This is a genomic window from Bacteroides cellulosilyticus DSM 14838 (assembly GCF_000158035.1).
GTDB classification, from domain to species: Bacteria; Bacteroidota; Bacteroidia; order Bacteroidales; family Bacteroidaceae; genus Bacteroides; species Bacteroides cellulosilyticus.
Genome location: NZ_EQ973490.1, coordinates 762,404 through 784,672, shown reverse-complemented (window position 1 = coordinate 784,672; position 22,269 = coordinate 762,404). Strand labels below are relative to the sequence as shown.

Sequence of the window (22,269 nt, the reverse complement as noted above, 5' to 3'; positions counted from 1 at the left end):
AGAGATGAAAAAGACTGTTTTGAAAATCGGGAGAATGGTTGCCATTGTCTCGTCTTGTTTTTTGTTTGGTTTCGTTGATGCCTCGGCACAGAAAATACTTCGAAAATCAGAGAATATGCGTCCGGTATGGCTGGTAAGTAAGACTCCGGAAACCACCAATGAGACTTTTCATTATCAACTGGTCGAAGCAGAGAACGAGTCGTTGGAGAAAGCGCGGCATGATTGCCTGCTTGCCCTTTCCCGCTATATCGGGCAGGCCTGGAAGATTAGCGGGGAGGCTGAAACTGATATTCGTATGGAGCAAAAGAATGGAGCCTATACAGAATCATCAGTCTATAATTTCCATTACAAAATAGAGAATGAAGAGATAAGTGTAACTACTACCAAGTATGATGAATACTGGGAGTATGTATATTATCCGGGTGGCGGGCGCTATCATTGTTATGTGCTGTTTGGGGTGGCCGATGTTCCGGTTCCTAGGTTTGACCGTTTATCCTTTACCCGCAAATATGGTGTGCGGGGAATGGTACGTTCGTTGATCGTTCCGGGATGGGGGCAGATGTACAAAGGCAGCACAGTGAAGGGAGTGTGTATCTTGGGTGGTGAGGTGTTGCTTGCAGGTGGCATTATCGTTTCCGAAAGTTTGCGAAGCTCTTACGTCAAGAAGATGCACGAACAACCTAAACATCAGCAGACATATAACACAAAAGCTGATAATTGGGAAAATGTACGCAATGTCTGTATTGGTGCGGCGGCAGCTCTTTATGTTTACAATCTGATTGATGCAATTGTGATGAATGGGCGTAAAAGGGCGGTGGTGCATAGACCTGTGCAGTTTGCCATGTATCCCTCGGTGGGCGAATGTAATGGGGTAAGTTTTGCTTTGAATTTTTAGAGATTTTATTATTAAAAAATAATCATGAAAACAAGTAAGGTAGGTTTGGCGCTTCTTTTAGTATGTTGTGTGTGGGCGGTATTTATTGTGGCAGGATGTACTAAAGATGAAGTAGACACAACTGGCACCATTTATGGGATTGTGAATGATGCCGATAACGGTGAACCGGTTTCGGGCGTCTATATCGTTTTGAATCCGGGAGGTAAGACGGCCAATACGGGTAGCGACGGGCGTTTTGAGTTCCTCGACATGGAACCGGGACAGTACACCATTCAGATATCAAAGAATGGATATAAAACGAATACGAAACGTATTTCCGTTGTTGCAGGAGAGCAGACTTCCGGCGATATGGTGCTGGAACGGGGTGAGTCGCGTATCAAGTTGAGTACAAATTCGTTGATATTTGCCAAAGGAGAGACCTCTAAAACTTTTGATATAATGAATATCGGTACTTCCGGCTCTGTATCATGGAGTGTTGCATTTTCAGAGTCCTGGATAAAGATTGCTCCTGTAAGCGGAACTACAAGTCAAGGAAAGAGCAGTACGGTGGTAGTTAATATAGATCGTGAAAAGATAACTCAGGATGTGACTGCAAATCTGCTTGTTGAGGCTGACGGAGAATCCATGCCTGTGGCAATCAGCGTGAGATTTGGTGAGAGTGAAGGTGGTGGTGGAGATGAACCATCCGAAGGCAAAGGCTCGTGCGGAGAAATTGTTTCTTGCGATTCGGAGGTGAAGATGGAGTTTTTGTCGTGCGTGAAGAATGCCGATGCAGTGGAATTTCAGTTTCTGCTGACCAATAACCGAGAAGACTGGCAGGTTTGGTTCAACAGAGATCAATCGGACGGGGTGGATGACAAGGGAAATAGTTACCCCGGATATAATACAAAATTCTATGTAGGTAACTCCGATTCGTTTGTGACGAATGGAAATGCTGTGCGCTTTATGAAAGGGGTAAGTACGAAGTGCCGTGTTATAGTTCCCGGCATTAAGAACGAGGCTTCGTCCTTGCAACGACTCGACTGGGTTATCTCCAGTTCGCAGCCCTGGAATCCGCAGGTGAAGAAGATTACGTTTACCGAAGTGAAATGGTAAGATCAGGAATGGAAGAACTTTAATATTAATCTTATTAATTAGAATTACTATGAATTGCTATATACATCTGGATAAACCTGCGGTTGCAACTTGCCATGAATGCGGAATGGGGTTGTGCCGGGATTGTGTAGATAACTCTGCTTATACAATAGATAATCACCCTTTGTGTCATGATTGCAATCTAAAGCAGGCTTCTGCTGATCTTGCAGATGCAAAATCAAAGAAAATATGGTCTTTGGTGAAGTTTATTTTTGGTTCATCATTTTTGTTGTTGGGTATATCGATATATTCTTCTACCGGAGATATTATGAATGCTTGGATATATGCTGGTATTGCTGGTATTCCGGCTGCTTTCAGATCAACTCGTGATAGTAAACGTGAACAAGTGAGGAAAGGGGTGCGTGATGCTCTGACTACGGATATGATGGATAGCGTTTCCAATACATTTATCGATTTGTTGGTACGGATAGCAGCTATCATTATATTGGCTCCTATCACAGCAGCATTTGCTGCTATTAAGAATTTATTCATCTTTATTAGTAGTTTTGGGAAGGTAAAGAATGCTCAATTGGCTTATGACTATTTATCTTCTGGGCAAGATATAGCAGAAGATGTGACGCCGGTAGGTGTATCAGATTCTGTAGTGCCTCAAATAGCGCCAACTACCACTCCTGATATACCGCAGCAAACCATCTTGGAAAGTGGAAACCTTTCTTCTGCGGGTGTTCCACAATCTCCTGTTTCTTATATACCGCAAGGGGCTTCGGCAGCAGTTATGCCGAAGAAAACAAATACGGGGTTGTTAGTGGGAATTGTTTTAGGAGGATTGCTGCTTGCAGGCGGTATTATGGGCTACTTTTTATGGTATGTGCCGTATGCTAAGGATCGTGATGCTTTGCGTACCTATGTATTGGCTGATAATGTATTTTTGCGTTCTTCACAAATGGCAGGCGTAGAGTATAATATCTTAGAAAAAATACCCTATGGCTCGGAATTGATTACTTATAATAAGAATGCCGAGTGGGCAGCTGTAAAAGTGAATGGAATAGAGGGATATATGGCTTCTCCATATTTGCTTACGCAGGCTGATTTTAACTTGCTGAATGGTGTATGGGGTGATACGGATTCCAGGATGTGTATTAGCTCGTCCAAATGCCGGTTGGCCATCCTTGATTTTTATAAGGATAATCAGTTGGCGAGCGGTTCCACAGGTTGGCAGATTTATACAAAAAACAAAGGGCAGAAGCCCAATACAGTGTTCTATCCTCGACTTTACGATAAAAGCAGTAAGTTTACTGATTTTGTTTTCGTTACAAAGAACAATGCGTCGGGTGAGCGTGTGGTGGTATGTTACTCATTTGATAATGAGACAGAAACTCCTGTATTCCGTTTCAAGTCAGCAGCTCCTTCCGAAGGCTACATAAAAAATGCTACTGTATCTTATGGGAAGATCAAAATTTCGTTTGATAATTATGAGACTGTAGAAATACCTCTTTATTAGTGACATTCTTTGGATGTGGAAATCTATTTGTAGAAATATGAGACGCAGTTATATTCTTATTTTGCTTTTGGTTGCGGTTTTGGTAGTGGGTGGAGTGTTTTATCTGGAATATCATCATCGGCAGGAACTGAGTAAAATTCAGAATGCTTGTATCATCCTTATTTCTAAGCAGGAGATGAAGCTTCGCTTGATTGACTATAAAGGTCAGGAAATCTTTTGCGCTCCCGTGGCAACTGGTAAGAATGTAGGTGATAAACGGAAACAAGGTGATATGCGAACTCCTGAAGGAGTTTTCCAGGTGTCCGATATACAACGGGCTACGGACTGGAAACATGATTTTGGTGATGGAAAGGGAGAAATAGATGGTGCCTATGGAGACTTCTTCATACGTTTGCTTGTACCGGGGCACAAGGGGATCGGTATTCATGGGACCCACCTTCCCGAAAGTATAGGTACGAGGGCGTCAGAAGGATGTATCCGGATGTATAATGAGGATTTAAAGAAATTGGTTAGTCTGATTTATCCTCCTCTTACCGTGGTAGTTACTCCAGGTATAGAGGATGAGGTTGCTAATCATTTATAATTTAAAGATATAATATGAAGTTTATAAGATTGTTATTATTGTCTTGCTCTTTTTCTTTACTATATGCTTGCTCACAATCTGGAAAATCCGGACAAGTTGGAAGCTTAGTGGATTCTCTGGTTTCGCCGGAATATCCGGGAGGAGTAACGGCAATGATAAAGTTTATCTCTCAGAATCTGGAATATCCGAAAGCTTGCCAGGAAAATGGAACGCAAGGAAGAGTGGGAGTACGATTCATAGTTGGTAGAGATGGCACTATATCCAATGTGAATGTACTAAAAAGCGTTGATCCTTTTTGGGGATAAAGAAGCGGTTCGTGTTATCAAGGCAATGCCTCGCTGGAAACCTGGTATGCATAAAGGCAAGCCTGTTAGTGTAAGTTATGTGGTGCCAGTTAATTTCAAGCTGCAATGATGTGAGCTGATGAAAATAATGAAATGGTTTAGTGTATTAATCCTTAAAATAGTTGAAACAATGAATCAGAACCAATATTTAAATAGGAAGACGCTTCTGTTAGGGATTTTGGGAATCCTATTGCTGGGGCTTTCAGGATGTACCTCAAAGACTCCTTCGTTAAAGGGATCTTGGGAAATGTTTGTAGGCAAGGATCCGAGTCTGATGGGTCAAGAATATGGGGCGGATAATGTGACTTATTGCATGGAACTGGATTTCTCGGAGCGCACTTTCTCCGCTGATAATCTGCCGGATGGAAGGAACAGTTATGGCTGGATGGACTTCTCGACAATGAATCGTGTGTATCATTATGAAATAGATTCGGTTTCTTATATAGGCAAGAATCAGTATAGGGTAGTATCGGTGGATAGTTGGCTTGAGCAGAATGTGGATACGCTCACTTACAACCCGAAGACGAAGGAAATAACTTATAATTCTGACTGGAAATTTAAATTGAAGGATGATGGTACGACCGTTTCTGGTGAATCTTCGTCTTTGCTTTCTGGGGTAGGTCCGTGGATTCTCATTTTGGCTGTACTGCTTGTCGTTTCGCTGATTTCTCTGAATGTATTGGATATCGAGGGTGTGATCCGTTTCTGGTTGCCTGCTTCGGGATTGTTGGTAATGAGCGTTTTGATATTGTCTTTAGTCTACGATGTATTCTATAATGGCGGCAATTTTGATATTGGTGGAAAGGGAGCTATGGATGTTCTGAAACTTTATGGTTCCGTTGTTTTGATTACAGCAAGTTTTCTGTTTGGCCTGTTCAGCATTATGTTATATCTGTACGAAGAATTCGGACGTTTCAGCAAACTGCCTACTGTTCTTTCGGCTGTGGTCGCTGTTGTGCTTCTCGTCATCCAAATTTTTACAGGGAATTTATTATTCGATATTCTTATGGATCACTTCTGGTCATCATTGACGTATCAGACGGGGTTGTTTGAATTCATAATGGCATTGTTGGTGGTGGCTGTTGGAGTCCTGTTTATAATACAGATGATTATACTAGCAGTTTCGCTGAAGGGCATTTACCGTATTGCGGTCTTGCTGATGTATCCTGTATTCTTTGCGGCGGGGGTGGTGCTGCTGATTTCATCAATGGCAGTGATGATTGTTGTAGTGATTGTCTGTTTGGTTGTTGTGTTTGGGTTGTCTTTTTTGAAAGCGAGTTTTAATTCAGTCGCCACTTATACACCTAATATTAACCCAAATGCCGACACAAATGCTAATACCGACATGAATACCGATACTAATGAAGAAGATTATGATGCGATTCTGAAAGGTGCCGGCACTTTGGGCGATGATGTAAAAGCTAAAGATATCAGCGCATTGGGTAATGGATCGCTCCTTAGAGGGGAGAACGGTGTAAAATATGAACGAGGAGATGACGGGAACTATAGGCGCATAGATTAATTATTGTTATAATATTAATTAAAATCAAAGATATGGAAAAGAAGAAGTCTTCATGGCATATTTTGGGGGAATATGCTATTAATGCTATCATAAGTTTAATGAGGCGGGTAATCTTACTTATACCGGCCATTGGTTTGATGCGCAACATCGTTATGGAGAGAAATTTGCTTTGGAGTATGACGACTCGGGACGGATGCGGAAGGGTATACTGATCAAGATGATATGGAATAATGTTGAACGATTAAAAGTTTAGAAGAGATGAAGAAAATACTTTTTCTATTTCTGTTGAGCCTGCTGACAATGACGGTTGCAGCTCAAAAATTCTCATGGCCTCCCAAGAGTTATCCGTTGTCTGTTCCATTTATTGTTTCGGATGAAGTGAAGTACTATTGGGGAGTAGATGCCATCGTTTGTGTCGGTTCCGAAAATGGGGGATATAAATTTCTCGTTATGGGAAGAGCCAATCATGATTTTACATCAAGCAGAACTATAAATATATATTATATCGATGCGGATAATAAACCCTCGATTGCCGGTGCCTACTATTTTCCTAAAGTGAAAGCAGGGCATGAGTTCCGGTTTGAGATTGTTTCCGCTTTTCCGGGATACACGCCTGTGGGATTCAAAGGATTCTGTATTTATGATGAGAGGTTGCGTATACCTGAAGAAGACACAGAAGCCGGGGCGAAAATAGGTTCACGCACAAGTGACGTTGATGCTGCGTATCATGACCCAGTACGCATAGCAGATTCGATTGCGACGGTGGCTGCCATTGAAGCTGAGCGTGCTGCACGTGTGGTAACGGCTCCTAAATATCCGGGAGGTACTCAAGCGCTGTACTCCTTTTTACGCAAAAACATGCGTAAGCCTCAGATTGCAATAGAAACGGCAGGATATGGTACAACTACAGTTCAGTTTATTGTGACGCGCAATGGTGAGGTTGTCGGTGCGGATTATAAAAGACGTTGTAATGAGCGTGTTGATAAAGAAGTGCTGCGTTTGGTGAATATGTTGAGTGGATGGACTCCGGCAACAAAAGGTGGTAAGCCGTGTGATGCCGTGGTACAGATTTCTATGTCGATATTTCCTTCATTTAATGCTTCAGCTCAATTTGTAGGAGTAAGGTAATAGAGGGAGTCTCTCGCTCTATTTTTCAACATCTGTATGTCGGTGGCGTCGGATCTATATATCCAACGCCACCGATCTATATATCTAACATGTCCTATCTATAGATGCAACACGTCCTATCTATAGATGCTGCACGTCCGATCTATAGCACCGCATGCGAAGGAATTTTCTCATGCGGTGCTTTTGTATTGATATACGGTAAGGTTGTTTGTGAAAAGAGTTAACTTATAGGGATTATCTCAAAATAAATTAGTTATTTTGCAGAAAACAAAAAGTTGTGGTATGAAGTCACTGTACATCAAGAACTACAAAAATTTCAAGTAAAAAAACTAAGCCTCATTAGGGATAAAGACTACATGGGGAAATATTCCTTGTGCAGTCTTTTTTCATGATGTGTGATTGCATGTGAGCCGCAGAGGCAGAGTTTCTTTTCTGCATGAGTAAGCGGAGAAGGACGGAATGATGAAGCGAGGAAAGAAAATTAAGTGAAAAATAGATAGGGTTCATCAGTTTGTACTATCTTTGCTCAATAGAACCAAAATATGGAGACATGGATTGCGAGAAGCAGACAACCGAATATAAGAGTCTTCTGAAAATCAGGACAGGAGATAAAGGATTCAAAGACTTGTCCGTGACCTGTGTTGCTTTGGCAAATGCACAAGGCGGAAGAATCTTTATAGGTTACGATGACAAGAAGAAAGCCCCTTTGCCGGAACAGCATGTCACGCCCGATGAAGTGAATGAGGCAGTGACTAAATTGCGTAGCCTCTGTTTCAACGTCGGCCTTGTAGCTTCTGAAATATGTACTGATGATACCGGCAGCCAATACTTTATTGTTTCTGTTTCTCCTTCTATGCATTCTGTAGCTACTACCTCGGACGGACGTATTTACATTCGGGTGGCCGATAAATGTGAACCGGTGCGTAGCGAGGACTTGCAGCGTTTGGGCGAAGAGAAGGGTGCTTATCAGTGGGAATTGGTGAGGACCAAATACCTGCTTGATGGGGTTGCTTTGGATGCTTTGCGGCAGTTGGCGAATGATATTCGTAAATCATCCCGTGTGCGTCAGCACGTCAAGCAGATGGATGATGCAGAGTTGGCAGAGAACTATCATCTGGTTGATGAAGGTTATTTGACGAATTTAGGTGTTCTTTGGTTAGGTACAGCAAAGCAGAGAAGCTCTATCTGTTATCCTGCTACGGTTCAGTATATTGTTTATGATGTGCTTGAGCGGAAAGTACGAAAAGAAGAATGGCATGATAATCGGCTGAATCCTAAAGAGCTGCTTCTTGATATAGAACAGAAGGCTGTTGAGTTGACTTATTCGTATGAGTTTCCGAATGGTTTGTTTCGTAAACAAATACGGCATTATCATCCTAAGTTGGTACGAGAGTTGTTGGTCAATGCTTTAGCTCATAAATCCTATACCATTTCCAGTGATATAATGATTAAAGTTTTTTCTGACAGATTAGAAATCTCTAATCCGGGTGGGTTGCCATTGGGCATAACAAAAGATAATATTTTGCATGCCAAGCATCGGCGTAATCCTAATATGATAGAGCTACTGAGCGCTTTGGAAATGATGGAAGGTGAAGGCTCCGGTTATGATTTGATTTATGAACTGAATGCTATGGAAGCAAAGAATCCGCCTATGATAGAATCTTCGTACAATGAAGTTACAGTGATTCAAAATGCAGAGATTATAGATACAGAACTGCTTCCTTTGCTGGACTTTGTTTTGCAGAATTATCAGTTGACGCAAAAAGCATTTACAGCTTTTGGTATCATAGCCCGTGAGAAGAAGGTGTTCAGTACGCGGCTTTCTGCCATACTTCAGCTTCAAGAAGAAGACCGTTTGCGCAGTTATACAGATAAGTTGTTGAAAGATAATATTATCGGGAGGAATGGTGCGAAGAAAGGTACCCAGTTTTTTGTGAATCCCCAGTTGATAAAGAACGCAAAGGTAAATTTGAAGACAACTCTGAAAACAGTAGAACCTTATGTGTTGAGAACTCTAATTATGGAAGACTTGAGGGCACATCCTAAAAGTAAGATTTCGGAGATTGGGGGTCGGTTGCCGGAAATCGATTTGCAGGAGTTGAGGAAAATGATTTATTCGATGGTGGATGTGGAATTGATAACAGAAGGGGCTCGTACTGATAGACGTTATGCACTGAAATAAGTGGTAAAAAAAAAAGAAATAAAAAAGAAATAGAAAAAGAAAAGGATTAAGTGGTTGATTATCAGTCTTAATTTTGTTTTTTATTCTTTTTCTAAAAAGATAAGAAAAGAACTAAATATAGAATGGAACGAGAAGATTTTGACATACGCGATAATCAGTTGACTAGTCGGGAACGCGATTTTGAAAACGCACTTCGTCCGTTGTCCTTTGAAGATTTCAGCGGACAGGATAAGGTGGTGGATAATCTGCGTATCTTTGTTAAGGCAGCCCGCTTGCGTGGCGAAGCGTTGGATCATGTATTGCTGCATGGACCTCCGGGATTGGGAAAAACGACACTTTCCAATATTATTGCGAATGAACTGGGAGTTGGTTTTAAAGTTACTTCCGGTCCAGTGCTTGATAAACCGGGTGATTTGGCGGGAGTGCTTACCAGTCTGGAACCGAATGATGTGCTGTTTATCGATGAAATTCACCGCCTTTCTCCGGTGGTGGAAGAGTACCTGTACTCTGCGATGGAGGATTACCGCATTGATATCATGATAGATAAAGGCCCGTCTGCACGGAGCATTCAGATTGATCTGAATCCGTTTACGATGGTGGGAGCTACTACCCGTAGTGGCTTGCTGACTGCGCCTTTGCGTGCACGTTTTGGTATTAATCTGCATTTGGAGTATTACGATGACGATGTGTTGAGCGGTATTATTCGTCGTTCGGCAGGGATATTGAATGTACCTTGCTCCACAAGGGCAGCGTCTGAGATCGCTTCCCGTAGCCGTGGAACGCCGCGTATTGCAAATGCATTGTTGCGTCGTGTGCGAGATTTTGCACAGGTAAAAGGTTCGGGTAGCATTGATACGGAGATTGCCAACTTCGCTCTTGAAGCATTGAATATTGATAAGTACGGACTCGATGAAATCGATAATAAGATACTTTGCACCATTATTGATAAATTCAAAGGCGGTCCGGTAGGGCTTACTACCATTGCTACGGCATTGGGTGAAGATGCCGGAACTTTGGAAGAGGTGTATGAACCTTTCCTTATCAAAGAGGGTTTCTTGAAACGTACCCCCCGCGGACGTGAAGTAACTGAACTGGCTTATAAACATTTAGGACGTAGTCTTTACAATAGTCAGAAAACGTTATTTAGTGATTAACTATTAATTAATATCAGTACTACTTTCATATAGAAATGGTCAAACAAATCATTTCCAGTTCTCCTCCTCTTGGGAGGAGGAGTACCCGAAGGGGGAGGTGGTAGGAAAAAAAAGATTCTTATGCAAACCATCATGAACAAATCCGACGTAACCGGTAATAGAAAGGAGTTACGCAACCATAGCACTTCTGCCGAAGCTACTCTTTGGAAAATGTTGAAAGGGAAACAAATAGCCGGTTTAAAATTTCGTCGTCAACATAGTGTCGGGCCATATATTCTTGATTTTTATTGTCCGCAGATAAAATTGGCTATAGAATTGGATGGTGAGGTACATAATAGACAACAGGATTATGATGAGCAACGTAGTTATTTTCTGAATAGGGTAGAAGACATTGAGGTGTTACGGTTTGAAAATAGGACAGTATTTTGAGAATCCGGAACAGATAATATGGGAGATAGAGGAAAAGTTTTCTTCCTACCACCTCCCCCCTTTGGGTACTCCTCCTCCCGGGAGGAGGAGAATGGAGATACTACTGTTAACCATTAATAATTAAACGTTAATCATTAAATAAAGTGGCGGGATTAAAAAGTTTAGCAAAAGAAACGGCTATTTACGGGGTGAGTAGTATTGTAGGGCGTTTCCTCAATTATCTGCTAGTGCCTGTATATACGATAGCTTTGCCTGCATCGTCGGGTGGCTATGGTGTGGTTACGAATATATATGCCTGGGTGGCATTGATACTGGTATTGCTGACGTGTGGCATGGAGACGGGGTTTTTCCGTTTTGCCAATAAAGGGCAGGATGACCCGATGCGGGTGTACTCTACCACCTTGTTGAGCGTGAGTATCGGTTCATTGGTATTCGTTGCTTTGGGATTGTTGTTTCTGGAACCTATTGCCGGATGGCTGGAATACGGCGAACATCCCTGGTATATCGGTATGATGATGATTGTGGTAGCAATGGATGCCATTCAAAGTATTCCGTTCGCTTATTTGCGCTATAAAAAACGCCCTATCAAGTTTGCTGCACTGAAGTTGCTGTTTATCTTCCTCAATATTGCACTCAATCTTTTCTATTATGTCATATTGGAAGGGAATGACGTGGGGTATGCCTTCCTCTTCAATCTGGTATGTACCTCTGTTGTTATGGTGTGCATGATACCGGAACTGAGGGGATTTACCTATGTGTTGGATAAAGAGTTATTGAAACGGATGCTTCGGTACTCTCTGCCGTTGGTAATTCTGGGTGTGGCAGGCATCTTGAATCAGGTGGCTGATAAGATTATCTTTCCTTTCGTTTATCCCGATGAGGCGGAAGCTACCATACAACTCGGTATTTACGGAGCTGCCAGTAAGATAGCCATGATTATGGCTATGTTTACCCAGGCATTCCGCTTCGCTTATGAACCTTTTGTATTTGGTAAGAGTAAGGAGAAAGACAGCCGTGAAATGTATGCCCAGGCTATGAAGTTCTTCATTATTTTTACCTTGCTTGCCTTTCTGGCTGTGATGTTCTACCTGGACATCCTGCGTCATGTCATCGGACGTGATTATTGGGACGGGTTACGGGTGGTGCCTATCGTCATGGCGGCGGAAATCTTTATGGGGATTTATTTCAACCTGTCCTTTTGGTACAAATTGATTGATGAGACCCGTTGGGGAGCCTATTTCTCATTGACGGGCTGTATCATCCTGATTTTGATGAATATCTTCCTGGTTCCAAAGTATGGTTATCTTGCTTGTGCCTGGGCTGGGTTTACAGGATACGGCGTTGCTATGCTGCTTTCTTACTTTGTCGGTCAGAAGAAATATCCGATACAGTACGATTTGAAGGCGATAGGCATGTATGTACTTCTTGCCGCTGTGCTTTATGTAGCTGCCGAATATGTATCGATAGACAATATCTATTTGCGTATGGCATATCGTACAGTTTTGCTGTTACTGTTTATTGCGTATGTCGTTAAGCGTGATTTACCGCTGAACCAAATACCAATCCTGAACAAACTCTTAAAACACTAAATGAGCCGCATGGTAAATTGTAAATCGTCAAATTGTAAATGATATGATAGAAACACCTGAACAAAACCGGAATGTTTTTGCCATTAAAAAGTTCCTGAGCGAGTACCTTGATCTGAGGAAGGATAAGGACAATGAGCTGGAAACAGTAGACTCCATCCGCAAGGGAGTAGAGTTTAAAGGGGCTAACCTGTGGATTTTGATCTTTGCCATCTTTATGGCATCGTTGGGACTGAATGTCAACTCTACAGCTGTAATCATAGGTGCGATGTTGATTTCCCCATTGATGGGACCTATCATGGGTGTGGGACTTTCTGTCGGTCTGAATGACTTCGAACTGATGAAGCGTTCACTGAAGAGTTTTCTGATAACCACCCTGTTCAGCGTAACTACGGCTACTATTTTCTTTCTTGTAAGCCCTGTTGCCGAAGGGCAGTCGGAGCTTCTGGCACGTACTTCACCTACGATTTATGACGTATTCATCGCATTGATGGGTGGTCTTGCCGGTGTAGTTGCCCTGTCTACAAAGGAGAAAGGAAATGTGATTCCCGGTGTTGCCATTGCTACGGCTTTGATGCCGCCGCTTTGTACGGCAGGTTACGGGTTGGCAACGGGGAATCTGGTTTATTTCCTCGGAGCATTCTATCTTTACTTCATTAATTCGGTATTCATCAGTCTTGCCACGTTTGCCGGTGTGCGTGTGATGCACTTCCAGCGTAAAGAGTTTGTGGACAAGAAGCGGGAGAAGAAAGTACGCCAATACATAATACTCATTGCCGTGCTGACTATGTGTCCGGCCGTCTACTTGACGGTAGGCATTATTCAGAGTACTTTCTATGAGAGTGCCGCCAATCGGTTTGTTGCCGAACAGCTTTCTTTTGAGAATACACAGGTATTGGATAAAAAAATTCATTATCATGGCAACAAAGACAATGAAATACGCGTGGTACTGATCGGACAAGAAGTTCCCGAAGCTTCGATTGCCATTGCCCGCAACAAGATGAAGGACTATAAGTTAGGTGAAACGAAGCTGATCGTTCTTCAGGGAATGAATAATGAAGCTGTGGATATTTCTTCTATCCGAGCTATGGTGATGGAAGATTTCTATAAAAACAGTGAGGAACGACTGGTGGAACAAACAAAGAAAATTACAGTGCTGGAACAGAGTCTGGCAAGATACAAATCTTTCGATGAATTGGGCAAAACGATCGTTCCGGAGCTAAAAGTTCTCTATCCGTCAGTGAAAACTGTTTCTATCTCTCATGCCATAGAACTGACGGTTGATTCGGTACGGACAGATACCATTACGCTTGCTGTGCTGAAATTTGGCAAGCATCCCGACGCCCATGAGAAACAGAAGATTACCGAATGGCTGAAAGCACGTACTGGAGCGAAAAAACTAAGACTGATTGCAGAATGACGCAATTGGAAAGTATATCATACTAAATTATTCAAAATGAGAGTATGCCATGAGCTAAATCTAACTAAATTCTCCTCCTTCAAGAAGGAGGAGTACCCGTAGGGGGAGGTGGTAGCTGAAGTTATAAAGGACTTATTAGTCATAAAATAAGTTTTTTTTTACCTACCATCCCGCCCTTTGGCCACCCTTCCTTCTCAAAGGAGGGGAACTGAGTTAGATATTTCTTATATACTCTTAACTTAAGATATAAATTGTAATTTAAACCAAGTATAGAATGAAGCTAAAGTGTATCCTAATTGTAGCTTGCAGCCTCTTCACGTTGACGGGACAGGCGGACGAAGGTATGTGGATGCTGGGAAACCTGAATAAACAGACCCGTAAGACTATGAAAGAACTCGGCCTGCAAATGCCTGCCGATAGACTATATAATCCGAAGAAACCGTCGTTGAAAGATGCGGTAGTCAGCTTTGGAGGGTTTTGTTCCGGTGTGGTAGTGTCGGAAGACGGGTTGGTGTTTACCAATCATCACTGCGGTTTCAGTAGTGTGCAGCAACATTCGTCGGTGGAGCATGATTACCTGAAAGATGGTTTCGTAGCCCGTAGCCGTGCAGAGGAATTGCCTAATCCGGAGCTTTATGTTCGTTTTCTGCTTCGTACGGAAGATGTAACCAAGCGTGTGCTGGGAGTCGTTAAACCTTCGATGAACGAGATGGAACGTTCCAGTGCGGTAGACTCTATGATGATGGTAATAGGCGGTGAGGTATCCCTGAAAGACTCCACTTTGCTTGGCGTGGTAGATGCTTATTATGGAGGCAATGAGTTCTGGCTCTCCGTTTACCGCGATTTCAACGATGTGCGGCTGGTGTTTGCACCCCCTTCCTCTGTCGGTAAGTTCGGTTGGGATACGGATAATTGGGTGTGGCCTCGGCATACAGGAGATTTCTGTGTGTTTCGTATTTATGCAGACTGCAAGAACCAGCCTGCCGATTACTCCCCCGATAATGTCCCATATCACCCTGAATATGTAGCGCCGATTTCACTGGATGGCTATAAGGAAGGCTCTTTCTGTATGACGATAGGCTATCCGGGAAGTACGGAACGTTACCTTTCTTCATTCGGTATCGAGGAAATGATGAATAACTCCAATCAGGCGCAGATTGACATCCGTGGTGTGAAGCAAGCCATCTGGAAACGTGAAATGGACAGTAAAGACAGCATACGCATTAAGTATGCTTCCAAATACGATGAAAGCTCCAATTACTGGAAGAACAGTATCGGTGTCAACCGTGCTATCCGTAAGCTGGGAATCCTGGAGAAGAAACGTAAAATGGAACAGGAAATTCGTCGATGGATACAGCAAAACCCGGACGAACGTGAGAAACTTCTTCAACTATTTACAGACCTGGAACTGAATTATAAGAACCGCCGGGAGGTAAACCGTGCACAGGCTTACTTTATCGAGTCCTTCTTATATGGACCGGAATTAGTGCAGCTTGCACTGAAGATTCTGAACTTCGATTTTGAAGGGGAGCAGAAAACAGTTATTGCCGCCTTGAAAGATATCGTTGAGCAATACTCTAATTTGGATCTGGATATAGACAAGGAAGTATTTACGGCACTGTTGAAGGAGTATCGCTCAAAAGTGGATACCACTTTCCTGCCGGAAATCTACCATACTATCGCACAGAAATATAATGGGGATGAGAAAGCTTTCGTAGATAGTCTTTATGCAAGTTCTGAGTTGACTACTCCCCGTGGTTTGAAACGCTTTCTTGAACGGGATACTACCTATCAGATTTTCGATGATCCGGCTATCTCGTTGGGCATTGATATGCTGACGATGTTGTTCGATATGAATATGCAGATGCAGGCACCTACTACGGAGATCATCCGTGGGGAACGCTTGCTGAATGGGGCTATCCGTCGGATGTATACGTCTCGTAACTTTTATCCGGATGCCAATTCCACCATGCGGCTGAGCTTTGGAACGGTATGCGGTTATACTCCCTTTGACGGAGCGGAATATGATTATTATACAACGACAAAGGGTGTCCTGGAGAAAGTGAAAGCTCATGTGGGTGATGTTGATTTTGCAGTACAGCCGGAGATACTTTCATTACTCTCTTCGGGCAATTTCGGAAGATATGCCGATGAAAAGGGCGAAATGAAGGTGTGCTTCATCTCTAATAATGACATTACGGGTGGCAATAGTGGTAGTGCGATGTTCAATTCGAAAGGTGAATTGCTGGGGTTGGCTTTCGATGGAAACTGGGAAGCTATGGGCAGTGATATTCTTTATGAACCGAAGATGCAGCGTACCATCGGGGTGGACGTGCGCTATATACTGTTTATGATTGAGAAATACGGGAAAGCAGGAAACCTGATCCAGGAATTGAATATTCTCAATTAGTAGACGGGCCCCTGCTTTTCGTGAGGGAGACAATTACTTGCTTCCGGACAAGATTCCGGTATCGGTATCCCTGTTGTTGATTCTTCTGCCTTGGCTGTTGCGCTTCTTTCCGAAGTCAAGGCTGAAGGATGCATTTACCATGAACAAAAGCCTTAAGTTCTTGGAATACGCTAACTGGCGGTAGGGAGCCGACTTTGATAAGTTTTCTATTTCCTGTTCATACTTCTTGGTAAACGGGTTCAACACTCCGGCAGAAAGGCTCCATTTCTCCGTATTATATCCTGCCATGATGGTGTGCAGCTTCTCCTCTTTAGTCAGTGTTTCACCCCACAGAGTGTGGTTGCTGGTATTCATTTCTGCCATCAGTACCCAGTTCTTGTACATTGCCATCAGATTGCCTCGCAGTCCTGCATTGGTGTGTGTATGCGTGTAGGTGTTGCCATAGCTGATATAGCGGTTCAGAAACGGAGTGATTTTAATGGAGATATACTCTTTGTAAGGTCGTATTTGTATAGCTGTCTCCAGATTGATCCGGTGGAAACCTTTATGATTCTCGGTAGTGCGGACAAAATACCCGTCCTCGTAGTAGGTATTTTCCATAATCGGCTTATTGTCATAACTATATCTTCCAAATAAATCGACAGATACATACTTGCTTTGCCAACTGGCAGACAGTGTATTGGCATAGAATGTAACAGACTTTAAGTCGGGATTTCCTTTGCGTATCTGATACTTATCCATTGCTTGCGAGATGTCGTTCAGATCGGACAGGGAAGGAGCATACCCCGACACGTATCCGTTGTATCTGAAAAACCACTTCCCGTTGATAGAGTACGACAGGCTTAAGGAAGGTTTGACTATATACTTCTCGGAAGAATACTGCTCCTGACTGTTATAAGTTCTCATGGCTCCAATCCCTACTGTGTAGTTCAGAGCTTTTATCTTTGATTGATATTCGGCAAATAGGTACGTTTCGGCCGTATTCATCGTGATTTTATTCTCTATATTACCCGAATATCTATTTTGCAAATAGGCCTGTGTATGCTTGATACCTCCGGTAAACTTACCCGTATTGAATTGTTTTTCGTAGATACCTTCTCCAATGATGGAGTACTTCTCACCTTTGGTTTCCGAATAGATATCCGTATCGTTATTGTCATTATTAAGGGCTTTCTGAATAAAAGTCCGTTCATTCTTGCTGTCCAGATAAGAAGCCACTATATCTGCATAGATTGTCTGTTTGTTTTTCAGATTCCTCTGGTAATAGATATCCAACGAAGGGATAACTACTTTGGAGGTAGAAAGGTCGGATATGGAGTAGGAGGTGTCTCCTTCATACAATGTACTGATTCTGTCCGACATGGAACTGGGAGTATCGCTGTATTGATTTCTGAGAGCAATATTGAGAAGTTGTTTGTCATTATCCTGGTAGCTGTAATTGAGGTTGAAGTTAAGGTTATCATACTTTACTTTGGTAGGTTCTCCCACTTCTCTGTTCTCCTGATAAGCCTCCGGGAAGTGGAAACTTTCATCGTTTTCGCGTGTCCACTTCAGATCTCTCTGTCCCCAATATACGGTAGTGCTGAGTGCTGACTTATTGGAGTGGTATTTGGCGGCGAGATTATGTTCGCCATATCCCGTATCGGATACTCCGTTGGTGAGATCGGCAGAGATACTCCCTCCTGATTCTCTTCTCTTTACAATGTAGTTCAATACAGCTCCTGCATTTCCATAACGTGCGCCGGGATTGTCTATATATTCGATGCGGATCACATCTGTCGGGCGGATGGCAATTATTTCAGCTTGAGTCACTTCTACGCCGTTAATCCTAAGTTGCACATTGTCTCCTCCGGGAATCGTGATGCTGTTGTCTATCGGATTGATCAGGATGCGCGACAGTTGTAGATTTCTCAGTAAGGAAACTCCGTTGGAAGCGGCTTTAGTCTGCATTTCGGTCGGGAGGATAATTTGCCGGTCGGTCTTTTTGATGATGGGGCTGGCTGTGACGGTAACACCTTCCAGCATTACATTGTCGGGCGATAAGGGCAGTTCTCCCAGATTCAGGTTGGCTTGCAGGTTGCGGATGGAGAGATAGGAGTTTTCATATCCGACGCATGAGATACATAAGATATAATCTCCATCGTTTACTTCTTTCAGCAGGAAGCCGCCACCGTTGTCTGTGGCAACTCCGGTGATGAATGTTGAATCCTGAGTCAGCAGGCTGACATTGGCATACTCGATGTGCTGATTGTTACTCTCATCGATGATTTTCCCTGTGATTTTGTTTGCCGCCATCAGGGAGGTACATAGGAATAATACTCCTGAAATGATACTTAGTCTCTTCATTTTACTTATTATTTTTAGTGATTATTTCTGTTCTTTGAACATGACAAAGGTAGGGGGATCGGGGGAGAAAAACGGTTTATATGTGGCACTAAATAAAGTGCAATGGGTTTTGCAACTGTCTGATAATTAGAGTGTTTTGAGCTGCGGTTTATAGAAAAGTTTATATCTTCCTATTTCAAGTTTATATATAAAGAAAAGTGCAAAAAATGGGATGCCGTAACTTCCGTTAATTGATAAATATCTATCTTTGCAAAGACTTAAAGCAAGAAGGAAGGACGGCATGAAAGCATTGAAACATGGTTTGATAGGTTGGGTATGCGTGTTGGCATTGGCAGCATGTGCAGAAGCCCTGCCGTCGCAACGCATCCAGATAGAAAAGGCGGAGCAGATGTTACAGCAGAATGCAGAGGAGGCGATTGCTCTGCTTCGGTCGGTGAAAGATCCCGAAATATTGCCGGATTCATTGCGGGCACGGTTTGCATTGGCTATGGGGCAAGCCCACTATAATGCGCATTGGGTGATGAATGAAGACTCTTTGCTATTATACGCTCTGGATTATTATGGGAGGCCGGACGTACGCGACACATTGCAGTTACTGCGTACCTATAAACTGGCGGCGCATTACTTCTACGATAGCGAGAGATATAAAGAAGCCACTGAGATGATGGCCGAAGGGAATCGCATTGCAGCCCTGCGTGGTGATACGGCAGCCCGTCTTGATTTGCTGCGGTCCGTAGCGAATATAGGGGAAGGTAATGATGACTTTGAAGGTCTGATACGCTTGCAGAAGCAATTGATAGCTATAGAGCCTGATTCCACCCGGCGATATTCCAATTACAACAGTCTGGCGATATCATACTACTGTGCAAATCAGAATGATTCTGCGCTGCTGGCTCTCCGTAAAGCTACCGAATGCCTGTATACATCCGCAGACTCTCTAAAGGCGTTATACTATGTGATGCGCAACTATGCTGATATATTGAGTGACTCCGGGAAGAATCAGGAAGCTATCAATTTGCAACGCCATAGTTTACAAGAGTATAAAGAGACGAAACATCCTTTCGAGTCCTTATCTTATTATGCTCTTTCACGTTATTTCCTGAATATGGGGCAGGTGGATTCCGCCCGCTACTATATACAAATGGGGGATAGTGTGCGTTCGCCCTATATTGACCAGGACTTATCGTTGGCTAACTTTTATCTGGTACAGAAAACGTTGATGAATTATATAGATAGCCGTTCTTTTACAATCCGGGATGTGGCGTTCTTCTCAAACCGGTTGTATAACAACTTTATCCGTGACCAACGGGTGATAGCCCAAAAAGGGAAGGTACAATTGTTACTCCAACAGCAGAATATGAATCTGCAACTGGAAAAACAGAAAGAACGGACCTTCTTTGTCGGAGTGGTGGCTCTCTGTATTTTGTTGTTGCTGACTGTCGTCTGGTATTTGCAGCGGAGAAAGCATTTACTCGTGGAAAAGGAAGAAGAACTGGAGGCCTTGCGCCGTCTGCTGCATGAGACGGAAGGCGATGAAAGCGGCAATAATGATAAGTTTGTCAAGAAGATGCTGCTTCAGCAGTTAGGTCTGATACGTATTGTGGCTACGAATCCCAGTTCCGATCATCAGGAGCTATTGGTACAGATGGGACGGATAGCCAATAAAGATGTAGCGGTGGATGATTTGCTGGTTTGGAGTGATTTATATAAGACTATCGACATGGTACATGATGGCTTTTATACCCGTATCAGTCAGAAGTATGGAAATATCCTGAATGAAAAGGAACTGCAACTCTGCTGTTTGTTAAAGTCGGACTTTTCGACGAAAGAGATTAGCGTGGTTATCCAGCAAAGCATACGGACGGTGTATCAACGTAAGACGGTCATACGGCAGAAATTGGACATGGCAGAAAAAGAGGATATCGTTGAATTCCTTTCTTGTAAACAGATAGGTAGATGATTGACAGTACTATCTTCATTCCCCTCCTCCCGAGGAGGAGGGGAATGAAGATACTCTATCCGCGTCGTCCGCGTACCTATTATGCAATTCCCCGGATGCGGTCATCAAATGCTGACAGTGCCGCCTTTGCACCTTCACCCATTGCAATTACTATCTGTTTGTAGGGAACGTTCGAAACATCTCCTGCCGCATAAACTCCCGGAAGTGTGGTGCGGCAAAAAGCGTCGATCTTGATTTCGCCTATTGGAGTCGTTTCCAGCATGTCACGGAAAGGAGCGCTATTGGCTGCCAAACCAATCTGTACGAAGATACCATCCAATGGGAAATCCCGTTCTTCACTACTTACACGATCTTTGACGCGGATAGCTGTTACCTTATCACCGTTTCCCACTACCTTTGTGGTCTGTGAAGAAGTGAAAATTTCTACATTCGGCAAGCTTTTCACCTTTTCTTGCAGTACCTGGTCAGCTTTCAGCGTATCCGCAAATTCAAAGACAGTCACTTTCCGGCAGATACCTGCCAAGTCGATGGCTGCTTCTATACCGGAGTTTCCTCCACCGATAACGGCTACGTCTTTTCCCTGATAGAACGGCCCGTCGCAATGCGGACAAAAAGCTACTCCTCTGCCTATATACTCCGTTTCACCATCCACATTCAGTTTGCGCCAGCTTGCACCGGTGGCGATGATAACACTGGGAGATATGAATACTTCACCGCCCACTACTGAAATCCTCTTTTCTTTTCCTTGAAGCTCCGCCTTCTCTATCTTACGGTCTTCAAACAAGTCGATGGGATAATGATTGATATGGCTTCTTAAATTGTCTGCCAACTGTGCACCTGTAGTCTGCGGTACGGAAATCAGGTTCTCGATTCCTACGGTTTCCTTTACCTGACCACCGACTTTTTCAGCTACAATAGCTACCCGTAATCCCTTGCGGGCTGAATAAATCGCAGCTGAGGCACCTGCCGGCCCACCGCCTAATACAAGGACATCATAAGTCCGTGAGATAGGTTCTGCATTTCCCACAGGTTCGGAGCCGAACATTTCTTCCAGCTTTTGCAGAAGTTCGCCTAAGGTGCCGCGTCCTACATGAAGCAATTTACCGTTGGCATAGACGGACGGTACGCCTTGTATTTTCAATGCATCCACTTCTTCCTGGAAAAGAGCACCGTCTATCATTTCGTGTGTGACCTGTCCGTTCAGCAAAGCCATTATATTCAGGGCCTGCACCACATCGGGGCAGTTGGTACATGTCAATGATACATAAGTCTGCAATGAAATAGGTCCTTTCAACGCCTGGATGCGTCGGCTGATGGCTTCATCAGGAAGATTTTTCCCCTTTCCATCGGCATTCAGTACTGCCAGAAGCAAAGATGTGAATTCATGACCGTTCGGTATTCCGCGGAATTTGACACCGGTTTCTTTCCCGTTTTTCAGCAAAGAGAATTCCAACTTCGGTTCTTCGGTTTCAGTTACCTCACAGGAGAGTTTATCGGAACATCCTGCTACATCTTTCAGCAACTCTGTCAGTTCCTGTGCGCTTTCGTGCCGGGGATGGCAGGTGATATGAAAAGTGTACTGCGCTTCCAGGTTTTGGAAGACGCTGCGTACTTGATTTAAAATGCTTGTTTCTAACATAACAGTCTATATTAATGTATTCCGTTGGCGGGATTAATTCGTTTCTGAACGGTTATGAATTAATTCACCACAGGG

At 43.3% G+C, this 22,269-nt stretch carries 17 protein-coding genes; 15 read left to right on the top strand and 2 right to left on the bottom strand.

Going from position 1 to position 22,269, the window contains the following annotated elements; genetic code table 11:
- Nucleotides 1-4: 4 nt before the first annotated feature.
- The 14 genes from BACCELL_RS25700 to BACCELL_RS07635 all read left to right on the top strand — a co-directional run bounded on the left by BACCELL_RS25700 (nucleotide 5) and on the right by BACCELL_RS07635 (nucleotide 16,249).
- Entirely contained in the window at nucleotides 5-895 is an 891-nt protein-coding gene (locus BACCELL_RS25700; RefSeq protein WP_007211117.1) for a DUF5683 domain-containing protein, read from the top strand.
- Nucleotides 896-919: 24 nt separating this feature from the next.
- Nucleotides 920-1,990, top strand: a complete 1,071-nt coding sequence (locus BACCELL_RS07695; protein ID WP_007211116.1) for a carboxypeptidase regulatory-like domain-containing protein — start codon at nucleotides 920-922, stop codon at nucleotides 1,988-1,990.
- A 49-nt stretch (nucleotides 1,991-2,039) separates the two neighbouring features.
- On the top strand, nucleotides 2,040-3,491 hold the full coding sequence (locus tag BACCELL_RS25695; RefSeq protein WP_007211115.1) for an LIM domain-containing protein: 1,452 nt from the start codon (nucleotides 2,040-2,042) through the stop codon (nucleotides 3,489-3,491).
- Nucleotides 3,492-3,528: 37 nt separating this feature from the next.
- On the top strand, nucleotides 3,529-4,074 hold the full coding sequence (locus tag BACCELL_RS07680; RefSeq protein WP_007211114.1) for a L,D-transpeptidase: 546 nt from the start codon (nucleotides 3,529-3,531) through the stop codon (nucleotides 4,072-4,074).
- Between the two features lie 152 nt (nucleotides 4,075-4,226).
- A complete protein-coding gene (locus BACCELL_RS27600; protein ID WP_282705111.1) occupies nucleotides 4,227-4,379 on the top strand; it encodes a TonB family protein in 153 nt (50 codons plus the stop codon).
- 25 nt (nucleotides 4,380-4,404) lie between these two features.
- The gene (locus tag BACCELL_RS27595) at nucleotides 4,405-4,488 is read left to right on the top strand and encodes a hypothetical protein (protein WP_253298468.1); all 84 of its coding nucleotides are present in this window, start codon (nucleotides 4,405-4,407) and stop codon (nucleotides 4,486-4,488) included.
- Nucleotides 4,489-4,548: 60 nt separating this feature from the next.
- The gene (locus BACCELL_RS07670; RefSeq protein WP_044153484.1) at nucleotides 4,549-5,940 is read left to right on the top strand and encodes a hypothetical protein; all 1,392 of its coding nucleotides are present in this window, start codon (nucleotides 4,549-4,551) and stop codon (nucleotides 5,938-5,940) included.
- A gap of 258 nt (nucleotides 5,941-6,198) precedes the next feature.
- A complete protein-coding gene (locus BACCELL_RS07665; protein ID WP_007211109.1) occupies nucleotides 6,199-7,068 on the top strand; it encodes an energy transducer TonB in 870 nt (289 codons plus the stop codon).
- Nucleotides 7,069-7,618: 550 nt separating this feature from the next.
- Nucleotides 7,619-9,250: an ATP-binding protein gene (locus tag BACCELL_RS07660; RefSeq protein ID WP_007211107.1), complete on the top strand. Its 1,632-nt coding sequence runs from the start codon at nucleotides 7,619-7,621 to the stop codon at nucleotides 9,248-9,250.
- Nucleotides 9,251-9,372: 122 nt separating this feature from the next.
- On the top strand, nucleotides 9,373-10,404 hold the full coding sequence (ruvB, locus tag BACCELL_RS07655; RefSeq protein ID WP_007211106.1) for a Holliday junction branch migration DNA helicase RuvB: 1,032 nt from the start codon (nucleotides 9,373-9,375) through the stop codon (nucleotides 10,402-10,404).
- A 120-nt stretch (nucleotides 10,405-10,524) separates the two neighbouring features.
- Complete coding sequence (locus tag BACCELL_RS07650; protein WP_044153691.1) at nucleotides 10,525-10,833, top strand: endonuclease domain-containing protein; 309 nt, start codon at nucleotides 10,525-10,527, stop codon at nucleotides 10,831-10,833.
- A 143-nt stretch (nucleotides 10,834-10,976) separates the two neighbouring features.
- Nucleotides 10,977-12,422 carry a lipopolysaccharide biosynthesis protein gene (locus BACCELL_RS07645; RefSeq protein ID WP_007211103.1) on the top strand — a complete coding sequence of 482 codons (1,446 nt, stop codon included), beginning with the start codon at nucleotides 10,977-10,979 and terminating at the stop codon, nucleotides 12,420-12,422.
- A 43-nt stretch (nucleotides 12,423-12,465) separates the two neighbouring features.
- Nucleotides 12,466-13,839 (top strand): TIGR00341 family protein, encoded by a 1,374-nt coding sequence (locus tag BACCELL_RS07640; protein ID WP_007211102.1) that lies wholly within the window; start codon nucleotides 12,466-12,468, stop codon nucleotides 13,837-13,839.
- Nucleotides 13,840-14,113: 274 nt separating this feature from the next.
- The gene (locus BACCELL_RS07635) at nucleotides 14,114-16,249 is read left to right on the top strand and encodes a S46 family peptidase (protein ID WP_007211101.1); all 2,136 of its coding nucleotides are present in this window, start codon (nucleotides 14,114-14,116) and stop codon (nucleotides 16,247-16,249) included.
- A gap of 33 nt (nucleotides 16,250-16,282) precedes the next feature.
- Here the strand turns inward: BACCELL_RS07635 and BACCELL_RS07630 are convergent, their stop codons facing one another.
- On the bottom strand, nucleotides 16,283-18,595 hold the full coding sequence (locus tag BACCELL_RS07630) for a TonB-dependent receptor (RefSeq protein ID WP_044153482.1): 2,313 nt from the start codon (nucleotides 18,593-18,595) through the stop codon (nucleotides 16,283-16,285).
- A gap of 280 nt (nucleotides 18,596-18,875) precedes the next feature.
- Here BACCELL_RS07630 and BACCELL_RS07625 point away from each other — a divergent pair, with 280 nt between their 5' ends.
- Nucleotides 18,876-20,555 (top strand): tetratricopeptide repeat protein, encoded by a 1,680-nt coding sequence (locus BACCELL_RS07625; RefSeq protein ID WP_007211098.1) that lies wholly within the window; start codon nucleotides 18,876-18,878, stop codon nucleotides 20,553-20,555.
- Nucleotides 20,556-20,634: 79 nt separating this feature from the next.
- Here the strand turns inward: BACCELL_RS07625 and ahpF are convergent, their stop codons facing one another.
- Nucleotides 20,635-22,194: an alkyl hydroperoxide reductase subunit F gene (ahpF, locus tag BACCELL_RS07620; RefSeq protein WP_007211097.1), complete on the bottom strand. Its 1,560-nt coding sequence runs from the start codon at nucleotides 22,192-22,194 to the stop codon at nucleotides 20,635-20,637.
- Nucleotides 22,195-22,269: the final 75 nt, after the last annotated feature.

Coding starts and splice junctions, on each gene's coding strand:
- BACCELL_RS25700 (WP_007211117.1), top strand. CDS start 5: ATGAAAAAGACTGTTTTGAAAATCGGGAGAATGGTTGCCATTGTCTCG.
- BACCELL_RS07695 (WP_007211116.1), top strand. CDS start 920: ATGAAAACAAGTAAGGTAGGTTTGGCGCTTCTTTTAGTATGTTGTGTG.
- BACCELL_RS25695 (WP_007211115.1), top strand. CDS start 2,040: ATGAATTGCTATATACATCTGGATAAACCTGCGGTTGCAACTTGCCAT.
- BACCELL_RS07680 (WP_007211114.1), top strand. CDS start 3,529: ATGAGACGCAGTTATATTCTTATTTTGCTTTTGGTTGCGGTTTTGGTA.
- BACCELL_RS27600 (WP_282705111.1), top strand. CDS start 4,227: ATGATAAAGTTTATCTCTCAGAATCTGGAATATCCGAAAGCTTGCCAG.
- BACCELL_RS27595 (WP_253298468.1), top strand. CDS start 4,405: ATGCCTCGCTGGAAACCTGGTATGCATAAAGGCAAGCCTGTTAGTGTA.
- BACCELL_RS07670 (WP_044153484.1), top strand. CDS start 4,549: ATGAATCAGAACCAATATTTAAATAGGAAGACGCTTCTGTTAGGGATT.
- BACCELL_RS07665 (WP_007211109.1), top strand. CDS start 6,199: ATGAAGAAAATACTTTTTCTATTTCTGTTGAGCCTGCTGACAATGACG.
- BACCELL_RS07660 (WP_007211107.1), top strand. CDS start 7,619: ATGGATTGCGAGAAGCAGACAACCGAATATAAGAGTCTTCTGAAAATC.
- ruvB (WP_007211106.1), top strand. CDS start 9,373: ATGGAACGAGAAGATTTTGACATACGCGATAATCAGTTGACTAGTCGG.
- BACCELL_RS07650 (WP_044153691.1), top strand. CDS start 10,525: ATGCAAACCATCATGAACAAATCCGACGTAACCGGTAATAGAAAGGAG.
- BACCELL_RS07640 (WP_007211102.1), top strand. CDS start 12,466: ATGATAGAAACACCTGAACAAAACCGGAATGTTTTTGCCATTAAAAAG.
- BACCELL_RS07635 (WP_007211101.1), top strand. CDS start 14,114: ATGAAGCTAAAGTGTATCCTAATTGTAGCTTGCAGCCTCTTCACGTTG.
- BACCELL_RS07630 (WP_044153482.1), bottom strand. CDS start 18,595: ATGAAGAGACTAAGTATCATTTCAGGAGTATTATTCCTATGTACCTCC.
- BACCELL_RS07625 (WP_007211098.1), top strand. CDS start 18,876: ATGAAAGCATTGAAACATGGTTTGATAGGTTGGGTATGCGTGTTGGCA.
- ahpF (WP_007211097.1), bottom strand. CDS start 22,194: ATGTTAGAAACAAGCATTTTAAATCAAGTACGCAGCGTCTTCCAAAAC.